14 protein-coding genes are annotated in these 18,728 nt (G+C 48.1%); 1 reads left to right on the top strand and 13 read right to left on the bottom strand.

Annotated elements, in window-relative coordinates; translation table 11 throughout:
• Positions 1–13 precede the first annotated feature (13 nt).
• The 6 genes from JMJ16_RS00750 to JMJ16_RS00725 form a co-directional block, all read right to left on the bottom strand.
• On the bottom strand, positions 14–3,211 hold the full coding sequence (locus JMJ16_RS00750; RefSeq protein WP_201377643.1) for an SNF2-related protein: 3,198 nt from the start codon (positions 3,209–3,211) through the stop codon (positions 14–16).
• A gap of 25 nt (positions 3,212–3,236) precedes the next feature.
• A complete protein-coding gene (locus tag JMJ16_RS00745; RefSeq protein ID WP_201377642.1) occupies positions 3,237–3,698 on the bottom strand; it encodes an N-acetyltransferase in 462 nt (153 codons plus the stop codon).
• A gap of 17 nt (positions 3,699–3,715) precedes the next feature.
• A complete protein-coding gene (locus JMJ16_RS00740; RefSeq protein WP_201377641.1) occupies positions 3,716–7,771 on the bottom strand; it encodes a hypothetical protein in 4,056 nt (1,351 codons plus the stop codon).
• Between the two features lie 14 nt (positions 7,772–7,785).
• Entirely contained in the window at positions 7,786–8,655 is an 870-nt protein-coding gene (locus JMJ16_RS00735; RefSeq protein ID WP_201377640.1) for a hypothetical protein, read from the bottom strand.
• Complete coding sequence (locus JMJ16_RS00730; RefSeq protein WP_201377639.1) at positions 8,631–9,665, bottom strand: hypothetical protein; 1,035 nt, start codon at positions 9,663–9,665, stop codon at positions 8,631–8,633. The genes JMJ16_RS00735 and JMJ16_RS00730 overlap by 25 nt, the downstream gene beginning before the upstream one ends.
• Before the next feature lie 282 nt (positions 9,666–9,947).
• The gene (locus tag JMJ16_RS00725) at positions 9,948–11,693 is read right to left on the bottom strand and encodes a sigma-70 family RNA polymerase sigma factor (protein ID WP_201377638.1); all 1,746 of its coding nucleotides are present in this window, start codon (positions 11,691–11,693) and stop codon (positions 9,948–9,950) included.
• Between the two features lie 653 nt (positions 11,694–12,346).
• On the opposite strand from JMJ16_RS00725, the gene JMJ16_RS00720 reads away from it, so the two are divergent.
• Positions 12,347–13,033: a queuosine precursor transporter gene (locus JMJ16_RS00720; RefSeq protein WP_374228972.1), complete on the top strand. Its 687-nt coding sequence runs from the start codon at positions 12,347–12,349 to the stop codon at positions 13,031–13,033.
• 718 nt (positions 13,034–13,751) lie between these two features.
• On the opposite strand, the gene JMJ16_RS00715 is transcribed toward JMJ16_RS00720, so the two are convergent.
• The 7 genes from JMJ16_RS00715 to JMJ16_RS53470 all read right to left on the bottom strand — a co-directional run bounded on the left by JMJ16_RS00715 (position 13,752) and on the right by JMJ16_RS53470 (position 18,528).
• The gene (locus tag JMJ16_RS00715; protein WP_201377636.1) at positions 13,752–14,255 is read right to left on the bottom strand and encodes a hypothetical protein; all 504 of its coding nucleotides are present in this window, start codon (positions 14,253–14,255) and stop codon (positions 13,752–13,754) included.
• Positions 14,256–14,339: 84 nt separating this feature from the next.
• On the bottom strand, positions 14,340–14,846 hold the full coding sequence (locus JMJ16_RS00710) for a hypothetical protein (protein ID WP_201377634.1): 507 nt from the start codon (positions 14,844–14,846) through the stop codon (positions 14,340–14,342).
• A 299-nt stretch (positions 14,847–15,145) separates the two neighbouring features.
• Positions 15,146–15,385 (bottom strand): DUF2695 domain-containing protein, encoded by a 240-nt coding sequence (locus JMJ16_RS00705; RefSeq protein ID WP_201382673.1) that lies wholly within the window; start codon positions 15,383–15,385, stop codon positions 15,146–15,148.
• 2 nt (positions 15,386–15,387) lie between these two features.
• Positions 15,388–16,743, bottom strand: coding sequence for a hypothetical protein (locus tag JMJ16_RS00700; RefSeq protein WP_201377632.1), 1,356 nt, complete (start codon positions 16,741–16,743; stop codon positions 15,388–15,390).
• The gene (locus tag JMJ16_RS00695) at positions 16,736–17,650 is read right to left on the bottom strand and encodes a tetratricopeptide repeat protein (protein ID WP_201377630.1); all 915 of its coding nucleotides are present in this window, start codon (positions 17,648–17,650) and stop codon (positions 16,736–16,738) included. Before JMJ16_RS00695 ends, JMJ16_RS00700 begins: the two co-directional genes overlap by 8 nt.
• A 114-nt stretch (positions 17,651–17,764) precedes the next feature.
• A complete protein-coding gene (locus JMJ16_RS00690; RefSeq protein ID WP_236601097.1) occupies positions 17,765–18,271 on the bottom strand; it encodes a hypothetical protein in 507 nt (168 codons plus the stop codon).
• A complete protein-coding gene (locus tag JMJ16_RS53470) occupies positions 18,265–18,528 on the bottom strand; it encodes a hypothetical protein (RefSeq protein ID WP_236601096.1) in 264 nt (87 codons plus the stop codon). The genes JMJ16_RS00690 and JMJ16_RS53470 overlap by 7 nt, the downstream gene beginning before the upstream one ends.
• Between the last annotated feature and the right edge of the window lie 200 nt (positions 18,529–18,728).

The following is an 18,728-nucleotide window of genomic DNA, read 5'->3' as shown; positions in this document are numbered from 1 at the left end:
TTTCAAGCTGAATCTATATTAAAAATCTTATATTTATCAGATTCGCTTCTATGTACTGAGCGCGTAAAGGCGTGCTCTCATTTTTCAAATCGTTCTGTTCTTGCTGGTAACGTGCTTGGCGCTTTAGCAAGGTTTGGTGGTTTTCCAGCGTTTGTTGCACATACTCCTCTAGCTTTACAAGCATCGCCTGTAGATGGGAAATATGGCTTTTCCTAAGAGGAATACGGGACGTTTCCGCGAGAAAGCCCTCTATGACAGGAACGAGGGAAGCATCGTCAAGGTTGATCTTTGGATTTGCCTTCTCTTCTTCGTATATGTTCATGTATATATGCTGGTATGTGGCCTTTCCAACCGCATGCTTGCGTTGATCTAACGGCTGAAAGCGCACCTCAGCAACCAGTGCAGCATCTGGTCGTGTTGCAAATGATAAGCTCTGCCAGTTATCGTATGGAATGCGCCCGATGTTGACGAGTTGTTGCTTGAGCGCAGTCTCCTCAGCAGGTGCAAGGTCGTGTGCCAGTTCCAGCAAACGATGAAGGGCTGCACGCTCGCGTTCGTTTTCCGCGGCTGCATCAGCAGAAGGACGAGCACTGCGTTCGGCTATTTCTTCCAAAAGAGCATCGGCATCGGCGATGTAAGCGTGATCATTCTCTTTTTCTTTGCGCAAACGACGAAACTGCTCAATCATGTCAAAGTAGCCAGGGAAAATGACGTCATCGAAAGCAGTGTCTTGATATGTCGAGGTCAGGCGTTCCTCTAACCTTTTACGCAGGGCTAACTCAGCTTCGATCAGATCCAGATTCAGGAAATAATAGATGTCTAGTGGCTCAGAATCCTCTTTATGGCGTGGGCGGTCGATACGCCCGATGCGTTGTTCGTGTTGCATGGGATTCCAGCAAAGATCCAGATTGAGCAGTACTCTAGCATCCTGCAAGTTTTGTCCCACTGAGAGGGTATCGCTTCCGATTAGGAGATCAAGCGTTTTTGGATAAGGCTGTTTGTCCTTATTGGTTTTCCCTTTCGTTTCTGCTGATGACCAGGAACGGGGTGCGAAGCGACTGAAAATAGCTTCTCGACTGGCCTTCAGCCCATTAATTTGCGATGCTGCATATTCCTCTTTTTCGCTGCTCGTTAAAAAGCCGATGCCTTTCTGCTTCAACAAAGGATCTCCCATAGCCGCACGGTAAACCGTGTAGGCTGTATCCGCATCCGCAGAGATACAGAGCACTTTCTGCCCCTTAGCGACGTTTTGTTGAATCTTTTGCAGAATGATCTCAACTTTTGGATCTCTGGCAAAAAGAGGGGCAAAATCATGTTGAATAGTCTGGATGAGTTGTATATCCTGGCGGCAATCATCTAAAAGTAACGTGCGCAAAGCTCGTAGTCTGCCCTCTTTCTCGGCCTTGTCTATCAGTTTGCGTGTGCGGCCTTGTTTCCCTGGTCTTAGCTTAGGTTCATTATGACTCTCTGCCTCTTCTATCTCATACCATCTATATAGCCAGGCTGACATCGCTGCTTCGGTGTCAATAAGAGCCGATAGCTCATGTTGGAGGGTACGTGCTTTATCCGCCAGCTTTTGTAGTGAGGTAGCGAACGCATACATGCTACTCTCAGCTCGTTTCAATAACTGAAAACGGTGAATGCCAGAGAGACGATTCTCGCTAGAATCAGCAGAGGTCAGACGACGAACAGGATTGTAAGATGGCAGATACAGTTGTTCAATTTTTCCTAGTAAGGTCGTAAAACTGTGTTGCTGTTCTGACGTATAGGGAACTCCCACAAGGTAGGGACGTCGAGGTGCGTAGAATACACTCGTATCTCCACTCTCACGTAATTGTCGACGAGTGCGCTGTAGTGTTGTGCGATTATAGAGGTGTTGAAAGGTAGTGTTGTCCTGTTCAAACTCCTCTTGCCCGGCTTTCAAACTCTTTGTGAAACAGGCAAAGAGGTGAGCTGGCCTATCGCTTCCTGTGTGATTAGATGCGAATGGTTGAAGCATAGCAAAAATGTCGGCACGCCGGTTATTCCAGGGGGTTGCAGTTACTAGAATCCCATATTTATCTAGAGCTGCTTCGCGCAAGTTGCGATGAAATTTATTATCAACGTTGCGTAAGTCCTGATGAGCTTCTTCTATCACTAGCAGTTGGCAGCTTTGTACTGCTTTACGTGCTTCACGAGGATCATGGCGTTTGAATATATCCTTGTTAAGGAGCAGTACATTGCTCATCTTCTCAGCGTCTGTGCTCACAGTCAGTTGCAGTTTGTGGAGTTCGGCCAGCCAGTTATGGTGCAGTTTGGCTGGTGCCAGAATAGCGGCACGGGTAATGATCTTAGCCTGACAAAGAAGTTGAATTGTTGCTGCTACTGTGCGTGTCTTTCCCAATCCGACTGAATCTGCTAAGAGTGCGACCCCAAGTTTTTGCAAACGCACAACCAATTCTGCTGCTCCTCGTTTTTGATGAGGGAATAGCTCGGCATTGTGCGCAATATTGAAGTCTGTTTGGATGAGTTCGTCTCCATGCCGTGCTGCAAATGCTTGCAATGTTAAAGCAAAATCATCGCATTCTTCCTTTTGCAAACGTTCAAATGCTCGTGCAAAGCTGGCAAAAAACCACTCATGTTCCAAGTTAGTCGAAGCGCTTGCTATACGAGATGGGGGTTGAAACCAGAGATGTTGCTGGTTCTGAATGGTCTGATCCCAACGTCGTGAGGGGCCAAATGGAGATTGCAAATCATCCAGTCGGTCGTAATGGCTATGAGTGTCTCCCTGACGAAGATGTCCATAGGCCAAATGCCCATAGGCATGCACGAACAATGTGTAGATATCTCGTACCGTTAGAGTATCTGTCAGATAGAGCACATAGCCACTCCCGGGTGTTTCAGCCTGAAGCGGAACCAGGGCGCTGTCAAAGTGCGTTGCTGGCTCGCTCAGGAAGCGAGCTGGTGGTAACGCATACGTTTTTAGATACAGGGAAAGCGTTTCCTGGCCCAGATGTGGGATCATTTCACAGCTTTCTAAAAGAAAGGGATGGAAGTGAAGATCGATGGTTTCATCGTACAGCATTCTTTGCAATATATGCCGTAGTTCTGCCACTAAAACGCGTGGCGTGGCATCAGCAGCCATGAAAAAGGTCGTGAAACCTTGAAGATGATTTTGTAAAAAGCGAGCTAGCGGCTTTTGAGTCAATGAAAGAGACATCCCGATCTCCACTTCATACTCCTGACGAATCTGCGTATCAGGACAGACTATAACTCCAAACATTCAAAGGCCGATGTTTGCCTGTTTCACAATCAACCAGTTGTAAGCCGAGGTGTTTATAGAACTCGTTGGCTGGCAGCTCTGCTGGACATTTTAAGCGGATCTCACTTTTTTGCCGTGCGCGAGCTTCATTGATGAGAGCCTCAAAAAGCTGGCGTCCCACTCCTCGTCTCTGGTACGTAGGCGCGACAGCAATGCTATACAAGGTGATGATATGGTCACGTCTTACATAGAAATGTACTAGGCCAGCCAGATCGCTGGATTGCTCGGCTTCAAAGCGAGCAACCAGCAAAGACTGAGTTTCTATGGCTTTCTCTATGATGGCGCGATTAATAAAACCTAACTCGCGCTTATATTGATCCGCCAGGTGTTTCGCCGCAATGAGATGGGTCTTCTCTGCCAGCCTAACGATGAGTGACATGTTATCTACTTGCTGCATGTTGTACTCCAGATTCATTAACGAAAAGCGACTGGCGTAATTTTAATACTCAGGTGCTGTTTCGCATAGAGGCTCCGTATATCTTGCCAGGTAATGTTTTGCAGTTCTGGCTGCTGTAGTAACACGCCTAATTCGATATCCTCGATCATTCCAGCGCTCTGTTGGAGCCTTTTGAGTGTTGTCAGAATAACTTCCTCTTGAGGTGAAAGGCGCGCTGCTATAATTTGCTGTTCGTAGCTATACACATGGGATCGTATTTCTGTCTCCAGCCACTCGTCTATACCCTGTATCTGTTTCAAGACCGGTCCAAGCGCTTCTCTGGCTGTTTTTACCGTACTTCCAATGCCGATCTTCTCAAAGACACGTTCTTTGGAAAGCGCGTTCACCCAGTTTGCAGTTTGCTCAATCGTTGTACCTAAATGACGTTGAATATCATCTAACCCTTGCTGCATCTTTGTGCGATTTGTTTCCGGCAAATTTTCAAGTGCTCCTCCATGTAGACGAGCGGCCCGCTCGTAGGTTGTTCGCAAATTATTCTGCACCCGTTTAATCGCCACCGCGAGCTGATTATAGACCTGGTCCCAGAGCTGTTTATAGCTATCCTCTGGTTCAGAAGGATTAAAGGCTATCTCACTCCAGTTATTATTCGTGGACTGGGTAAGAAATTCTCGATACTCCTGTTGCACTCGCTGAAAGCGCTCGCGTTCTGCCTGAAGTTGTGCATCAAAACGTTGTTTGATACCGTCGAGCTGCTCTTGCCAGCGAGCATGATGCTTTAAACCCTGTATCTTCTGACTACTTAGTTCACCACTGATCAATAAAGCCCAACCATCAAGTTCTTTTTGGTACGAAATGACGCTGTCTGGGCCAATGTGTTTCAAACGCTGTTGGAGATCATTTGCCTGACGCAAAACTTGTCGAGTTTTTTCGTAATTATCAACTGTTTGAAGAAATGCAGCTATTTGCCGCTCTAGCTGAACGTGTTCGGAGACAACCCGCTGCTCTTTTTGAGAGGTGCTCAAGATATCTCGTTCGGTAAGCGTCTCTTTTTCTACGACCTGTTGATGAAGCTCTTCAAGCTGTCCTTTTACATGCTCTCGTTTCTCTGCCAGCTCCCCATATGTTTTGAGAAGCGTAAGCCTTTGCGTCTGAAGCTGAGCATGAAAGGCTCCTTCCGGCAGCGCTTGTTCAAGGACTGTATTTGAGAGTTGTTTGCCAACCCCTTGTTGTAGGTATTTCCTGATACGCTCAAAGAGTTGCTTTTTTGCTCCTTGGATAATCACATCTAGATCACTGTGAAGACGGCGGAAGCGCATCTCTAGATTGGTTTGCATTTGTTCATCAGGCTTTTTCTCTAGATTAATTAACGCTTGCACATATTTTGGCTCTTCCTCACGCAACTTGGCTATTGCCGGATCATCACGCAGCGCTTCATGCAGCGTTTTTAAGCGTGACTGATAGAGCGCAAAGACATTACGCAATTCACTTACTTGCGGCACGCTCACTTCTTCAGTAATGATCCAGGCGCGATTGGGCGTGAAAGAGACCAATTCGCGCCGCTGTAACAAGTGCAATGCTTCGTCAATCTCTTCGTCACGGTAGCCTCTGTCTTTTGCTGTTTTGATGATCACTTCCCGCTGCAATTTGTGACGAACTTTGCCTCCTGAACGAGGTGACTCTGTCAGATGGCTGGCCTTGAGGTGCTGGATAATCTGCTCTTCCAGAGGATGTAGAGTAAAGCGCCATTTGTTGGTGCCTTCTTGTTTGATGAGCAGGGGATTAGCATTGAGATAATTCTCAAGAGCAGGAGGCGTCAAGACAAATATCTCGCTTGCTAGCTTTGTTTTTGTGCCTTCGAAGAGATGTTTTCCCTGCCGCTCATAGGGAGTTGGCAGATGTTCTAGTGCTTGATGGTATTTTCTTATGCTCTGTTTCCACTGAGTATTTGTAATCAGTGTGCGATAGTGGGGATAGTGCTTTTCCAGTTCCCGCTTGACCAATATTTCCACAATGCGTATACCACCAACGCCTCCCACTTCTGCTCCCAGGTCGGTATTAAAAAGTTGTTCAAATGCGTGCTCTAGTAGGGCTGGCTGGAATGTGGTCTGTATAATTTCATTATCTATTTTCGGCACAACGTTTGCATCCTGCTTTTCAGCAAGATATGCGTACAGGCTGAGGAGTAAGGATGGAGTTGTTTCCCAGGGAGAGACAACTGTACCAAGCGTACTGAGCAGATCGCCATAGTTTTCTTGCCCACTGTTATAACTCATGTTGAGAAGAAAGATTGTTTCTTTCTCATGTGTACTGATCTGTCCTGGGAATTTGCGGCGTTCTTCCTTTGGTTGGTGATAGTTTAGGGCCAGGCGGAAAGTTAGGATCAAATCACTCTCAATCGCGAAAGGTCTTGTCTCTTCTTTCTCCCCTAGAAGTCGGATTTGCAATGTGCGGTTCGGATAATTCTTCCGTGTAGTATTAGGGAATGCTCCTTCGTAGTAAAGGGTTCTATTTTGGGTAAAAGTGGCATCTAGGCTTCTGGTAAGCTTCCAATTGTCACCCTTAAAAATATGCTCTCTTAGGAGAGTTTGGAACCCCTTACGTGCGAGAGTCTGATAATGCAGGCTCCCCTCTTGATAGTTGCGCTTGAATTCACGAATGGTTACGTCCAACCAGTTGGTGCTTGTTTTCTGGGCTTCTAATCCAAGCAAGAATGCGCGTAATTCTCTCTTTTGGCCGTTTTCGTCAAAACCACCGCCTAGCAGGGTCATGATGTCACCCTGAGCCTCTGCCAGTAATTTGTCGAGAGCATCGCGTAACTGATAACGGTCGAAATAACGTTCCGGCAGTCCATCTATAGGAAAAGCACCCATGAGCTTGATAGCTTGTTGATAGGCTGGTTGGTCTCTGACAAATTGATGGTTGAGATGTCCTAAGATAACGCTTTGCAATTTTGACACGTTATCGTAGTGAATGTCATTTTGGAGGAAGGCGTCGACGAGATCCAATGGAGTGAATGGCTTTGTTTGAGTTTGATAGCGCTCGACCATCAGGCGAAAAACGTCTACAACTGTACGCGGTCCATTCGCCAGATCTTGACGCGCTGAGATTTGGCCTAGTGCTTCCAGAGTTTCTGGCAGTACAACCCGGTCTTTTAATGACTCAAACTCCAAGTCGTGTGCTAATTGTTGCCAGAGATCATGTGCGAATGCTTGGTTATAAACCGTACCCAGGTCTAACGCTAGTCCATCACTCTTTAAGCGTTGAACAAGGTCACTGCGCTGATCGTTCATCAAGCCAAGTTCTTTGGAAGGAATACTGAACAGAAGTGCGAATGGTAAGTGCCCTTTGCGGGTTAAAAGAGCTTGAATAAGGTTAAAAAGCTCTGTTAAAGGGTCGCGTCCTGATTTAATATCTGGATCGATATATTGCTGCACCTCGTCAGCGATCACCACTAGGCCGCTATAGCCTGCTTCGCGGACCAGATCAGTCATGCCCTCAAAGAAACGCAAATAGTCTAGTGTCTGTACATCCAGCGTATAACGTCCCTCTTGATGTAGGCGTCGCAGTAAAACTTGCTCCTTTTCATCTTTAGTTTCCGCTTCGATTCCACGCTTTACGCTGTCTTGATAAATTTGTTCTGCTTTTTCTAGCAATTGGGGTGCACTATTTGCCAGTTTAAAACGAACCCATCCATAGGTAGCACTCAGCAGATGCTCTAACTTTTGAATTTGAAACGGGGGGACAGCGATAATCTCATTTTGCTCACAACGATGCCAAATAAAGGCGGCGGTGCTCGTTTTACCATAGCCGTATTCGGCAGTGATATATCCTTTGGCCGCGCCATTCTCTTTGACCAGTTTGATCAGCCGCTTTTCATACTCGCTGACTGTTGGTTGATCGTTTTCGGTGGAACGAGCACCGCGACCAAGAATAACAAACGAGCGTACATGTTTCAAATAGTTCTCGCGGACAGTTGCTGGACGTTCCAGCAGGTCTTGCGCCGTCCATGTAGCGATAATTGGTTCTTTATTTAAAAGAATCTGTAGATGCTCAAATTCCTTGGTACTTGACATATTTTTCTCTTCTTCTATTTTAAAGATAAATCTTCAATAGCCACAAAACGATGGAAACGTACAAAGCGCCCATACGAACCGCTGCGCGTGCCTGGATTGATAAAACGGGTGTAGAGAGGTAAAGTTAAATCTAACATCCGATCAAACTGCAAAGGATCAAGTAGACAGAGGCGGCAGGTTTCCTCACGTCGTTGAGGAGAAATAAGCACGTCCATGTTGAGTTCTGCGCCACTTGTCTGATAGCTGTGACTTAATGCCAGAATAAAGAGTTCTGGTGAGCAGACAGAACGCCGATGAAAAAGCCAAGTGCGTTTCTCTGATGCTTCTAACACTACAGGGGAGAGGTGACGTAGCCATTCAATCGCACCATCCATGGTTTGGATCCCTAATGAGACTGATGCAATGGAATCCGAAGCTTCCTGAAAATCAAGGCGCAGTTGATTATCAATTTCCTGTGTCAATGTGCGCCGAGTTTCCAGGTCTAGCGCGATCTCTTGCATTGCCCAAAGGCGCTCGCAAAGAACTCGGTAGAACCACGAACGTGTAAGTTGGGTAAGATTTTTAGCCGACCAGGCAACGGTGAATAAAAAATGCAAAAGATCATATTGGATATTCTCACGTTTATTCAGAATAACATAAGCCCTTGGCGTTAAAATGATTCCGGATTTTGGTGCCTCAAGTAACCCAAGATAGATCTGAGCCAGGCTACGAGCCTCATTGAAGCGATTGGTATCCGTATTTTGTTCAAACGTCAAATCATCCAATTCTTTGGCTGTGAGAATTGGTTCCTCGGCGTACTCTAGCGTCCGCAGTGTTTTAAGCACTTTACTCGGCTCAGCCGCGATAGGAAAATGAAAGACTAGCTCTTTGCTAGCGGAAGCCATTGTTTGTGTTCCTCTCTATATTTCAATGAACCTTGTTCATAAATAGTTCGAGCTCGTTCAAATTGTTCCTGATTGAAAATATCTACTGACTCGTTCACCGCTAAAAGATTATGAATAACTCGGTGCATTTTATGTCCCGCAAGAATGTGATACTCCTGACAGTAAGTGCATGAATGATTAGTAATGTGTTTAAAACGCGTGAAATCCTCCCAGGTAATGCCCTGCTGTAACTCTGATGAGCTATTTTGATATGTGATGTTATAGCTGCGCATGAGAGGCAAATGCACTTGTCCGAATCCGGCAGCTTTAAACCACGAAGCAGAATCGAAGGCTGCCGCACCTGTACTGTAAATCATTCCTACGAGTGCAGGGGCACCTATGCCAAACAAATGCGTCTTGACCCCATAGTGCGCAGCAATTTGAGCTACCAACCGCGCATTTTCAACAGCCGACGCGGTTGCCATGTTAGCTTCATTGTTTTTACCAGCAGTCCCAAAACTGCCGAAACCTACCCATTTCACTCCCAGCTTCAGATAATGTTCCAGGCAATACTCAATTTGCGATCGCGTGCGCCCATGCACTACTGGCATTGCTCTCTCTTTCAGTTCATCAGGCATCTCTTGAAAGAAAAGACACGAATAATGGACTGTTTCACGCACTTTTTCTTCAACTTGCTTATGGCTATCGCTGGAGAGGGGGACGTTGTCGGGTAAAACATAGCGGTCTGCCCACCTGTGCATTCGATAACAGTTGAGGAGCTTCATGTACAATTCGTGATACCCGATTTTTCCCATTTGTACATAGTATCCAGCGCTATCGAAACAAACCTCGCTTGGGCGCTCTTCTTGAAAACGGCGCACAAACCCTAACGCTTCCTTACTCATAAAGAGTGGTGTTGTGAGGATATGTGCTAATGGATCATGCTTTGGCTTAGCATCTTTCAAAAGTGCTTCAATCTTCCGAAAATCGCTGGGCGCGGCTGTCATGGATGCAAAAAAATCTAATGTCATAGAATAACAATGCTTCTTTTCTATTCTTTTATTTAATGCAACTACGATAATTGCTCAAGTTCGTGGTTGCTTTCCCGATGAAAGCGCAGTGCCGCTTCTCTTAGTGACTGCTTAGCTTTCTCTCTCAAGGTTTCATTGAGATTCCTTCAACCCCTTTTTGAGTATCGGCTCTGTTATTTGCGTTACTTTCATGGTTCGTATCGGCATCAATAGTTTCCACTTCTGCTTTTTTAGTCTCTCGCGTAGCATCATATAGCTGTTTGTGTTTTAAAATTAACTGTCTTAAATGCTCATTCCTGTCATTTTTTGTGGGTCACTTCCCTCAATCGCTATCACTTTTTCAGGTTCTTGAGGAATTGGTATATCAGGATACAGATCCTTAAAGTGCACTTCCCATTGGTAAATCATTTTCTTTTTGGTCCTCTTTTCGATTTGTCTGACGCGTTCTCGCGTTATTTGCAGATGCTCACCTATCTCTTCAAGTGTTGATACCTCTCCATCTTCATTAAAGCCTGCACGAAGAGAAAAAACCAATCGTTCTCTGGAACTCAGGTCCTGGTAGAGGACTTCCTGCATTTGCCGTCCTGTTATCTCTCCAATAATATATGAGAAAGCATCATCAGTAGTATGCAGGCGTTCTTCAGTCTCCTGAAACGAGAATCCCTCATTGAGGTATTCAGTACGAATTAGACGATTAATTGACAAAATTTTATGAGATGAGCTTAACAAGTCTTTAGCCCTTAAGATGTTTACTAACTCTGATAGCGGTATATCCATGATAGTGGCTAATTCATGATCGGTGGGGGGCTGTCCATGCTCGTGTTCCCACTGATGTTGTTGCTTTTTTACTACCCGAACCTGCTCGAACATGTGAGCTGGCAGGCGTATCACACTTCCATAGTCAGCTATAGCACGTGTAATGGCTTGAAAGGTCCATGTGTTGACAGACAGTAGTAGACGAGTGCTTCTGGTGATATCAAAGTGTCGAATACCTGCTATTACGCCTTCGAGACCAAATTGAATCAAATCGTCGAATTCGATTCCCTGTCCGCGATAGCGTGCAGCCTTTTTAATGGCTACCCATTGCATCTTATTGGTAAGTGTGTGTTCTATCTCTGTTATCTCGTCTTGTAGAGCTTGTCTCTTGGCTGCGTAAGGATCAATGACCTCATCCTCATTGAAGGGAGGGAGCGAAGTCAGTTTTTGGCGATTATTGGTAAGTTGCCTTGTAAGCTGAATCTCTTGGCGGTGGGGTAATCTGGCATTACGAGCGACCTGAATGATAAAATCTCGTGTCTCCTTGCTCATTGGAATATTGGCACATCCCAATCTTTTCAGGGCCTCCTGCTCGGCGGTTTCCGTATTTTCCCAATTCACATAAATTAGGCTAACAGATCCGCCCCACCTTTCAAAGCGTTTACCGTTGTCTGCAAATTCTTTCTTTTGCTCGTACTCTTGCTGTTGAACTTCGGCCTCTTGTTTTGCTAGAGCCGCATCTATATCAAATAGGTCGAGGTCCTCAAGGAGACCGAGATCGTCAAAAGACGCTGTAGCTTGCTCGGTCCAATCTTCACTAGTAATCTCTGAAGGATATTCCCATAGTTTATCCACCAAGGTGTCCTGAGCCAGAGAAAGGGGCGTTGAATATCTCTCTTCTGGAAGCAGGAGTGCATCCTCAATGACAGGTTTACTTTGACGTTTTTCTATTTCGTGAGTGTGAGTAAGTATGTTAGTTTGCAGTATGTTAGAGTATTCAGAAGCCAAATCTTCTTGCTCTTCTCCCCAGAGGTCTGTGAAAATAGTGGGAGGTGGTTTGATAATTGAGGGAGGCATTGGGACAGCTTCAAATGCTGGCAAAGATACAGCTGGAAGCTCATCAACTAGAGGCAGAAGCTGAATCTTTTTGAGAGAAGGATCACTTTTTGAGAAAATAGGATGCACGCTCGGTCGAGGGTTAGGATAAGGTTCTTTTTCTTCTTTAACCTCAAGCTTTTCTGTTGGTCCTACCCAGATATCGTCGGAGTCCATCACATGTGTATCCAATCCATTAAGCACACAATGCATTGTAAAAAAGCGAGTATGTACAATCTCTTTTTTACAAGAGGCGGCATTGCCTCTACCATGTAGAGTATAACACAACAATCTAATCATGTTAAGGATTTTTATAGAGATCCTTCTACTTTTGAGTGAGAATCATGCTTTGGTGATTTCTAGCTCAAATGGTTTGTCTCTTCTCTCATTTATCATCCTATAAGGTAATTGTCTCTTCTCTCATTTATCATCCTATAAGGTAATTGTCTCTTATCATCAAATCATCGGGCTCTAAATTTTGCCCAAGAAATTGAATTGCACTTTTAATCGTCTTATAGTGTATTTTATTTGCTAGTATTCGTTCAATTGGGTTGCACTAAGCGAACGGTTTCTTGTTTGTATTCTTTCTCAAAGGTTCGGTGCTTGTTTGCCATGTCGACCACTCTCCTTTTGTGGAGGTCTCTTCCCAATTTATATCTTCCACAAAAGCGGGTCAGTTACACAGTACCCTTTTAGATAAAGGCATTGTTTATTGTAGGAATGTTGAGCGATAATATTGATAAGTTTTTACTTTTCTCGCTAGTATTGATATTAATCCCTCTTTAAACAGAGGCTTTGCCCGGTGAAAAGGCTTTTGAAGGATGGCTACATTGAAGGTTTCGACTTGGTTTGTTGGCGTTGCAGCTCTTTTTGTGACATGCCTGATCACGGCAAATATTCTTGCCGTGAAACTGATTTCTCCGCTTGGTTTTCTCCTTCCTGCAGGGGTCATTATATTTCCCCTTAGCTACTTATTTGGCGATGTTTTGACCGAGGTGTACGGATATCGTGCAACGCGGTTTGTCATTTGGCTGGGCTTTTTTTGTAACCTCCTGGCTGTGATCGCCTTCTCTTTGGGTGGTCTTCTTCCGTCTGCAAGCGTTTGGCATGATCAAAACGCATATCAGACTATTTTAGGATCTACTCCAAAGACATTGCTTGCTTCTTTCATCTCTTATCTTGTGGGGGAGTTCGCAAACTCCTTTATCCTGGCGAAGATGAAAATTGCCACCAAGGGACGTTGGCTTTGGACGAGAACGATAGGCTCCACTTTTGTCGGTGAGGGGTTGGACTCGGCAATCTTTATTGGCATTGTTTTTTGGAGCATACTCCCTCTTCCCCTTCTTTTGACGGCTATTTTGACGCAATGGATATTCAAGGTCCTCTATGAGATTGTGGCGACGCCTTTTACCTATGTCATTGTTCGCTTTCTCAAGCTGCGGGAAGGCGTTGATGTCTACGATTATCAGACCGACTTCAATCCATTTAAGTTAGGATCTCGCGTAGAGAAAGCCTAAATTGCGCCGTGGTGAATTCTTATATTTCGGACTAAACATGAAATTCGGGCCATATTAATGGAAGGCGGCTATGTGCTTTCCTCTGAGGAAAGCACATAGCCGCCTTCCTATTGCTTTGTAATGACCCCTAGAAGTCAGTCTATGTATACTTTCGTCGATAGTAGTTCTGTTTCAATCTGCCTTTTCTGTAGAGGCCTTGCTTTAGAGGCTACTCCATCTGAGAATGTAATTGTGTGAAGTTCTGCCTTTGGCTCGTTCCTTTACGCTATTTTTTTGTGGCTATACATTGCGTCATGAGAAGCTGTACCCACAAGTAAGACTTCTTCTGCTGTTTTTTCTCCACTTGCGTGCGTCTACAGCGAGATTTTCATGGGCATGGTAGAATTGTGACTGACCGCTTGGACACAGTGCGATATTTATCCTTTTGTAGCCAACTGGGTACTTGTTGCTGGCATTCGGCGTTCACTTTGCTTCCTTGTTAGGATGGCTCGTCAGGATGGACACAGAAATGCTCCGAAAGCCACTTCTTATGCCTAAAGCTTGCTGTGTCTCTCTAGACCACTAAAGTTTTTCAGAACTTAAATTACCAAAATTTTGTATTATACTATTTATATAATACCTTTCTCAAAAAAAGCGTGTTTTCTAAAAAACGCTTGCCAATTCCGCCGGATACAGGCTCGGAAGAGCGTGATATCCGGCGGAATGTCGCATTATGCGTTCAGGAACGTCTACGTTGTTCTCTCTGGAGAAGTGCTCTCATTTCTTCTTCGGAAAGACAATCAGACGGACGTTCATTGGCCGGCCATGGCTCTTGCTGTGCATCACCAATGGTTGCTTCGGTGACTAGGCGCTGGGTAAACCCAAATGGGAAGCGGAACGTGGGATCATCGATAATCCACAGGTGATAGTGGTTGGCGGTGTCCACTTCGCGTGAGCGTGCGGGGAAGAGTTCGATGCCTTCGCATTCTGGTCCGACGAGTTCATCTTTGATGCACATTTTGTCCCTATAGGGCAGAAATGTTCCATGATCCAGGCGTCGGAACGAGAGGTGGATCAGGTCTGGCCCACTGTCATGTGCCTTGAAGCGTCTGCGATGGACCTGATAACGACTATTACGATAGATTTCACTTTCAGGATCACGCGGATCTTTCTCACATTGGACGAAAGGTGTCCAGGGGATGCTTAGAAGATCGTGTTTGGGATCTTGTTTCTTGCGTTTCATAGTTTTTCTTTCTCTAGAAAACAACAGGCTACGCCTTGATAAGGCACCGCCTGACACGTTTCAAACCATTTTTGCTTTGTTGGCTCAGCGCATATCGTCGTTGTGAGGATTCCTCTGCTCTTGCTGTGCCGTAAGAGGAGTTCCTCTCATGTGCTGACAATACTGTTCCGCCGTTTGGGCGCCAAAGAACCCTGTGAGGATCGCCTGAGCGTCAAAATGCTGGCCAAAGCAAATGCCACCTGGTGCAAATGAGAGCACCGCTAGAGCCTGTGCAACATGATTGAAGAGCTTAGCAGTTTCTCCTCTCACCTGGCTTCCAAAGAGGAGGACATCTCCCTTTGATGCAAGCAGTGTTCCTACCTGACGGGCTGCTTCCAGCTCATTCTCATCGGGACCCTGCCGTTCATAGAGTCCTAGCACACGAAGAGGAACGGCGGCACTGAGCGCAATGGCTAGGTGACTAGAGGCGACTGAAGTCCGCTCGGTGGCGTGAGGCGATGCACCCAGAGATGGGCGAGATGTTGCCGCCTCCTGGTTTGCCGCCGCTCTTCGCTCGGCGCGATGTTGGCGTTTTGCCTGTCGGTCTGACATACTTTATCTCCTTTTTTGAACACAACAATGCCTCCTGCCCAGCCGTGATCATGACTGAGCAGGAGGCATTCTTTTCTACGACAAGAGCACACAGATGATGTGTTTTCTCTGTGTGCTTGTCGTCTTGATGATGCTCCCTGTCTTCCCTCCTACCTGTCTGTAGTTGTGCGATTGAGACACAGCAGGAATGTGATCCGATTGTCATGTGCGTCGCGCTCTTGCTGGAACCAAAGCAGGGCAAAACAGTGGGAGTGGAGAGGGAAGAGAAGAAGATGATGAAATGCGCGCAGTGAAACTGGCTAGGGTGTGGGCCAGTCAATGAGCGTCGAGAGGATGCCACAATCGCAGGTGATCCCTAGCGCTTTCAACTGCGCCAGGTGACTTTCGACATTCAGACCCTGACGCCTCAGCCAGATGGCTGTATGCTCAAAGGTGTGGTTACACCTGTAGCGCCATCCAGTCTTGATCGGCCTGGCATGGCACTGCTGGGGTTCTTGAAGCCAGGTGTAGAGCGCATCAAATTGGCGTTGATCCAACATTGTCACGCCGTCCCTCCCATCGTGCTCCCATTACCGCTTTCGCTGTCCTCTGGAGAAGGTGCCCACTGAGCCTCTCTCCTATCTTGGAGCGGATTCGCCGGAGTGGAGAGGGATCCTTCATAGCTGATCTCAGCACACCTGATCCAGGACAGCAGGAAGAGTTGCCACGCGACCTCAAGCAGCGTGGTGTCCTCGCCTCTGGGAAACAGGAACCAGATGGCCCTGGGGAGGCGTTTCTGACAGTCTGGGAGCATTTCTAGGTCTATCCAGAGAGTGATCTCGGTCAGCACCTCCGTCCAGGGAGTGAAGAAGAGATGGAGACAGTAGAGCCGCGCCGGGCGTGTCACCTGATCTTGCCGGGAGAACAGTTCGTCAAAGCATTGCCAGTTCATCCGCAGGGCATAGCCATGGGCATTAAAGCAAAGCTGATTGACCAGAGCGATGGCCTCCTGGAGCGAGGCCTCATCCTGGATTACCTGACGGCTTCGCTCATAGGACATCGTTCCCAAGGTTACCACCTGCCAGAACCGCGTGGCGAGACGGGTGCGCAGCGCCTCTTCCTGGCGGGCACAGGAGGCGAGGGTCCGCTGGAGCAGGACTACCGCGCTCGCCAAGCGTGTGCCTTCTCCCAGGCGAGAAAGAGGGCCAAAGAGCATCTCTGGGTCAGGGTCATCCTCGAGCTCATGCACCAGTTCCCAGCAGGCATGCAGCACGCACCGATCAAAGGCGAGCACCTCCATGAGCAAACCAGGGTCAGTGTTGACCCCTGTGAGCACGTCATGCAGCAACTCACCCGTCCATCCCCAGGCATTGGCTTCGAGCCAGAGTTGCTTGAGGGTACGCTCTGTCAGCGCCATATCGGTACTCCCAAGAATGGCAGAGGCGGCGAGGCGCTGCTGCAAACAGGCTTCCACTTCTTCCAGGAGCGTTGCAATGATCTCTTCCGAGAAGAGATGCTCCCTCCCCCACGCACGCGCCAGGGCAATGGCCCGTTTCCAGGTAGCCCGCTCTTCCTCCCACTCCTCTTCGAAGGACGCATAGGGCAGTGTAGGAGGGCATTGGGCGTGAGCCAGTTCATGTAACAGGGTTCGCAGGGCCTGCTCCTCTGGCGCGTCAGGGGTATACCAAACCCAGATGTCATGATCCTCGATAGAATAGGCTCCCGCAGCACGGAAATCCAGCGGTTGGCGAACGACCAGAAGGTTACGTATCTCTATCCCCGCGACTTTCGCACACTCCCACAGGTGGAGGAACGCGTCAGGTGGCGGATCGATCAGGGGATCAGGTGCCTCTGGAGGCAGTGACGCACGCAGCTCCTGGAGCTGACGAGTGAACGTGGACGGTGGGCGGTTATGCACGCCTTATCCCTCCTTTCGTTCGCATGGTAGGTGTGGTCGTAGACACTGCAAGCTGAGTACCCAGACGTTGCAGGACGACGAAGAGGCAATCGGCCAGTGCCTGGTCTTCGGGCATCTCGTGTAACGCTCGCCAGAGGTCATGATAGGCGGCCTGCCAGTGCTGCTGTTTGGCGTGGAGTAAGCCGCGAATGGAGAAGAAGCGAGCACAGGTAGGATGCAGTTTAATCGCGGCGTTGAGGTCCTCAATGGCTTCCTGATGGTACTGTAAGAGAGAACAGACGCCACCACGTTGTGCGAAGAGTTCGGCGTAGGCTTCCGCCCGTTCCTCCTGTCGTGGCAGGCGTGGATCAGGAGTGGTGGAGGAGAGGACCTCGGTGAGGACTCGGTAGGCCTTACGCAGATGGTTGAGCTGAATGAGGACCTTCGCAAAGTACCAGGTCAACGCTAAGCGGTCATACGCGTGTGGGTGGAGCCAGGCCCGCGCCTGTTTCCAGAGCGGAAGCGCATCCGGGTAGCGTTCCTGTTCCGTGGCGAGGACGGCAAGCACGAGGCAGGCGAGTCCTTCCAGTTGTCTTGTCGTTGTTCCACCGTGTTGTAGGAGGGCATGCAGATCCTGCCGTGCCTGCTCAGGGGCTCCAAGCAGTGCATAGGCGACCCCGCGTTGTAAAAGCAGGCGCTTCGTGTGCTCTTTGTTCAGGAAGATGCGTGGGTTGGACAGAGGGTGTCTCAGTTGGGCAGACCAGGTAGCCATGTGCTCAGAGAGCCGTGTGCGTTCAACACTCCCATCATCGCTCACGGAGGAGAAGACCTCGGTGAGCGGGTGGGTTGGATGCAGGATGAGGATCTGGCGTAATGCGTACCCAACCTCTGAGGCAAGAGTGGGTGTTGGTGATGAAAACGTGGGCATTGTGTCACTACGTCCTTTCTAAGGATGAATAATTGGTGTGTTGTGGATGGTAGGGTGCCAGAGGAAGAGGGTGATGTACCTCCTCTTCTCCCTTGGCAGATCTTTGAAGAATGGTTAGTGCTCCTCGCCCTCGTGTGCCATGGAGCAGAGCACGGCATGCAATGCCTGGGCACAGTGGAGGGGATCAGGTGTAGGTGGAAGGGATACCCCACACCGCTCGCAGAGGTCTGAGAGCCGCAACCCGAGTTCGCCAAAGTAGGACCGGGTGTGGGCGCGCAGATCCTCCATCTGGACGCTGAGAGGCGGAAGGTGCAGTTGTGTGGCCGCCTTTTCAAGCCGTGACAGATCATAGTCGCGCTGAAAACTGAGCAAGAAGCGACCCTGGCAGGCCTGTGAAAGGCTCCCCCACACCTCAGGCAGTGAAGGTGCCGAAGCCAGTTGGGTTGCGTTCAGGCCATAGCTTTCGCTACGTGCAAAGGAGATGGACTCCGTCGGGCGAACCACGAGATGCTCAATGGGCATCCCTGTTCGATCAACTAGGGTCACCGCGATGATCTCAGCGTCATGTGCGAGCCCGGCGGTGGTCAGGTGGAACACGGCCAGATCGGGACGTGTCAGCATCTCTTGTGCCCAGTGGATTTCCCGCAAAGGTGGCAGTGGTGGAGGGTGTGCAGGGCGTAACGCAAGTGACCAATTTCCTGCTGCATGTGGATCTGGATCTGCATGAGCAATTGCCCGAGTTGTTCGCGTCTCTGTGTTCGCGCTCTGTGAGAGAGGCCTGAGAGCATGAGGCTTACCTGCTGCTCTTCTTCCAGGAGGGAACGTGCTTGTTCAATGGCCTGCCGGTAATCAAAGCGTGGTGGGTTGATGTGTGTCATGTGGGGTGATCCTTTCAGACAAAGGACGACAGCCTCCCACCTGCATAGTGGGAGGCTGTCGTCATCAGAAAACAATGTGGAAAATGCTGCATGCCTGGGAGATCGTGAGATATGCTCAGAGGAGAGAGTTCTGGAAGACTCCCTCTTCACTGTGCCTCTTCAGGGGTGATATTGCAGATCTGTGTCCCTGAAGAGGTTCT

It is taken from the genome of Ktedonobacter sp. SOSP1-52 (assembly GCF_016587395.1).
This window is presented reverse-complemented; position numbering and strand designations above follow the sequence as displayed.

Coding starts and splice junctions, on each gene's coding strand:
- JMJ16_RS00745 (WP_201377642.1), bottom strand. CDS start 3,698: ATGCAGCAAGTAGATAACATGTCACTCATCGTTAGGCTGGCAGAGAAG.
- JMJ16_RS00740 (WP_201377641.1), bottom strand. CDS start 7,771: ATGTCAAGTACCAAGGAATTTGAGCATCTACAGATTCTTTTAAATAAA.
- JMJ16_RS00735 (WP_201377640.1), bottom strand. CDS start 8,655: ATGGCTTCCGCTAGCAAAGAGCTAGTCTTTCATTTTCCTATCGCGGCT.
- JMJ16_RS00730 (WP_201377639.1), bottom strand. CDS start 9,665: ATGACATTAGATTTTTTTGCATCCATGACAGCCGCGCCCAGCGATTTT.
- JMJ16_RS00725 (WP_201377638.1), bottom strand. CDS start 11,693: ATGGACTCCGACGATATCTGGGTAGGACCAACAGAAAAGCTTGAGGTT.
- JMJ16_RS00715 (WP_201377636.1), bottom strand. CDS start 14,255: ATGAAACGCAAGAAACAAGATCCCAAACACGATCTTCTAAGCATCCCC.
- JMJ16_RS00710 (WP_201377634.1), bottom strand. CDS start 14,846: ATGTCAGACCGACAGGCAAAACGCCAACATCGCGCCGAGCGAAGAGCG.
- JMJ16_RS00705 (WP_201382673.1), bottom strand. CDS start 15,385: ATGTTGGATCAACGCCAATTTGATGCGCTCTACACCTGGCTTCAAGAA.
- JMJ16_RS00695 (WP_201377630.1), bottom strand. CDS start 17,650: ATGCCCACGTTTTCATCACCAACACCCACTCTTGCCTCAGAGGTTGGG.
- JMJ16_RS00690 (WP_236601097.1), bottom strand. CDS start 18,271: ATGCTGACACGTCCCGATCTGGCCGTGTTCCACCTGACCACCGCCGGG.
- JMJ16_RS53470 (WP_236601096.1), bottom strand. CDS start 18,528: ATGACACACATCAACCCACCACGCTTTGATTACCGGCAGGCCATTGAA.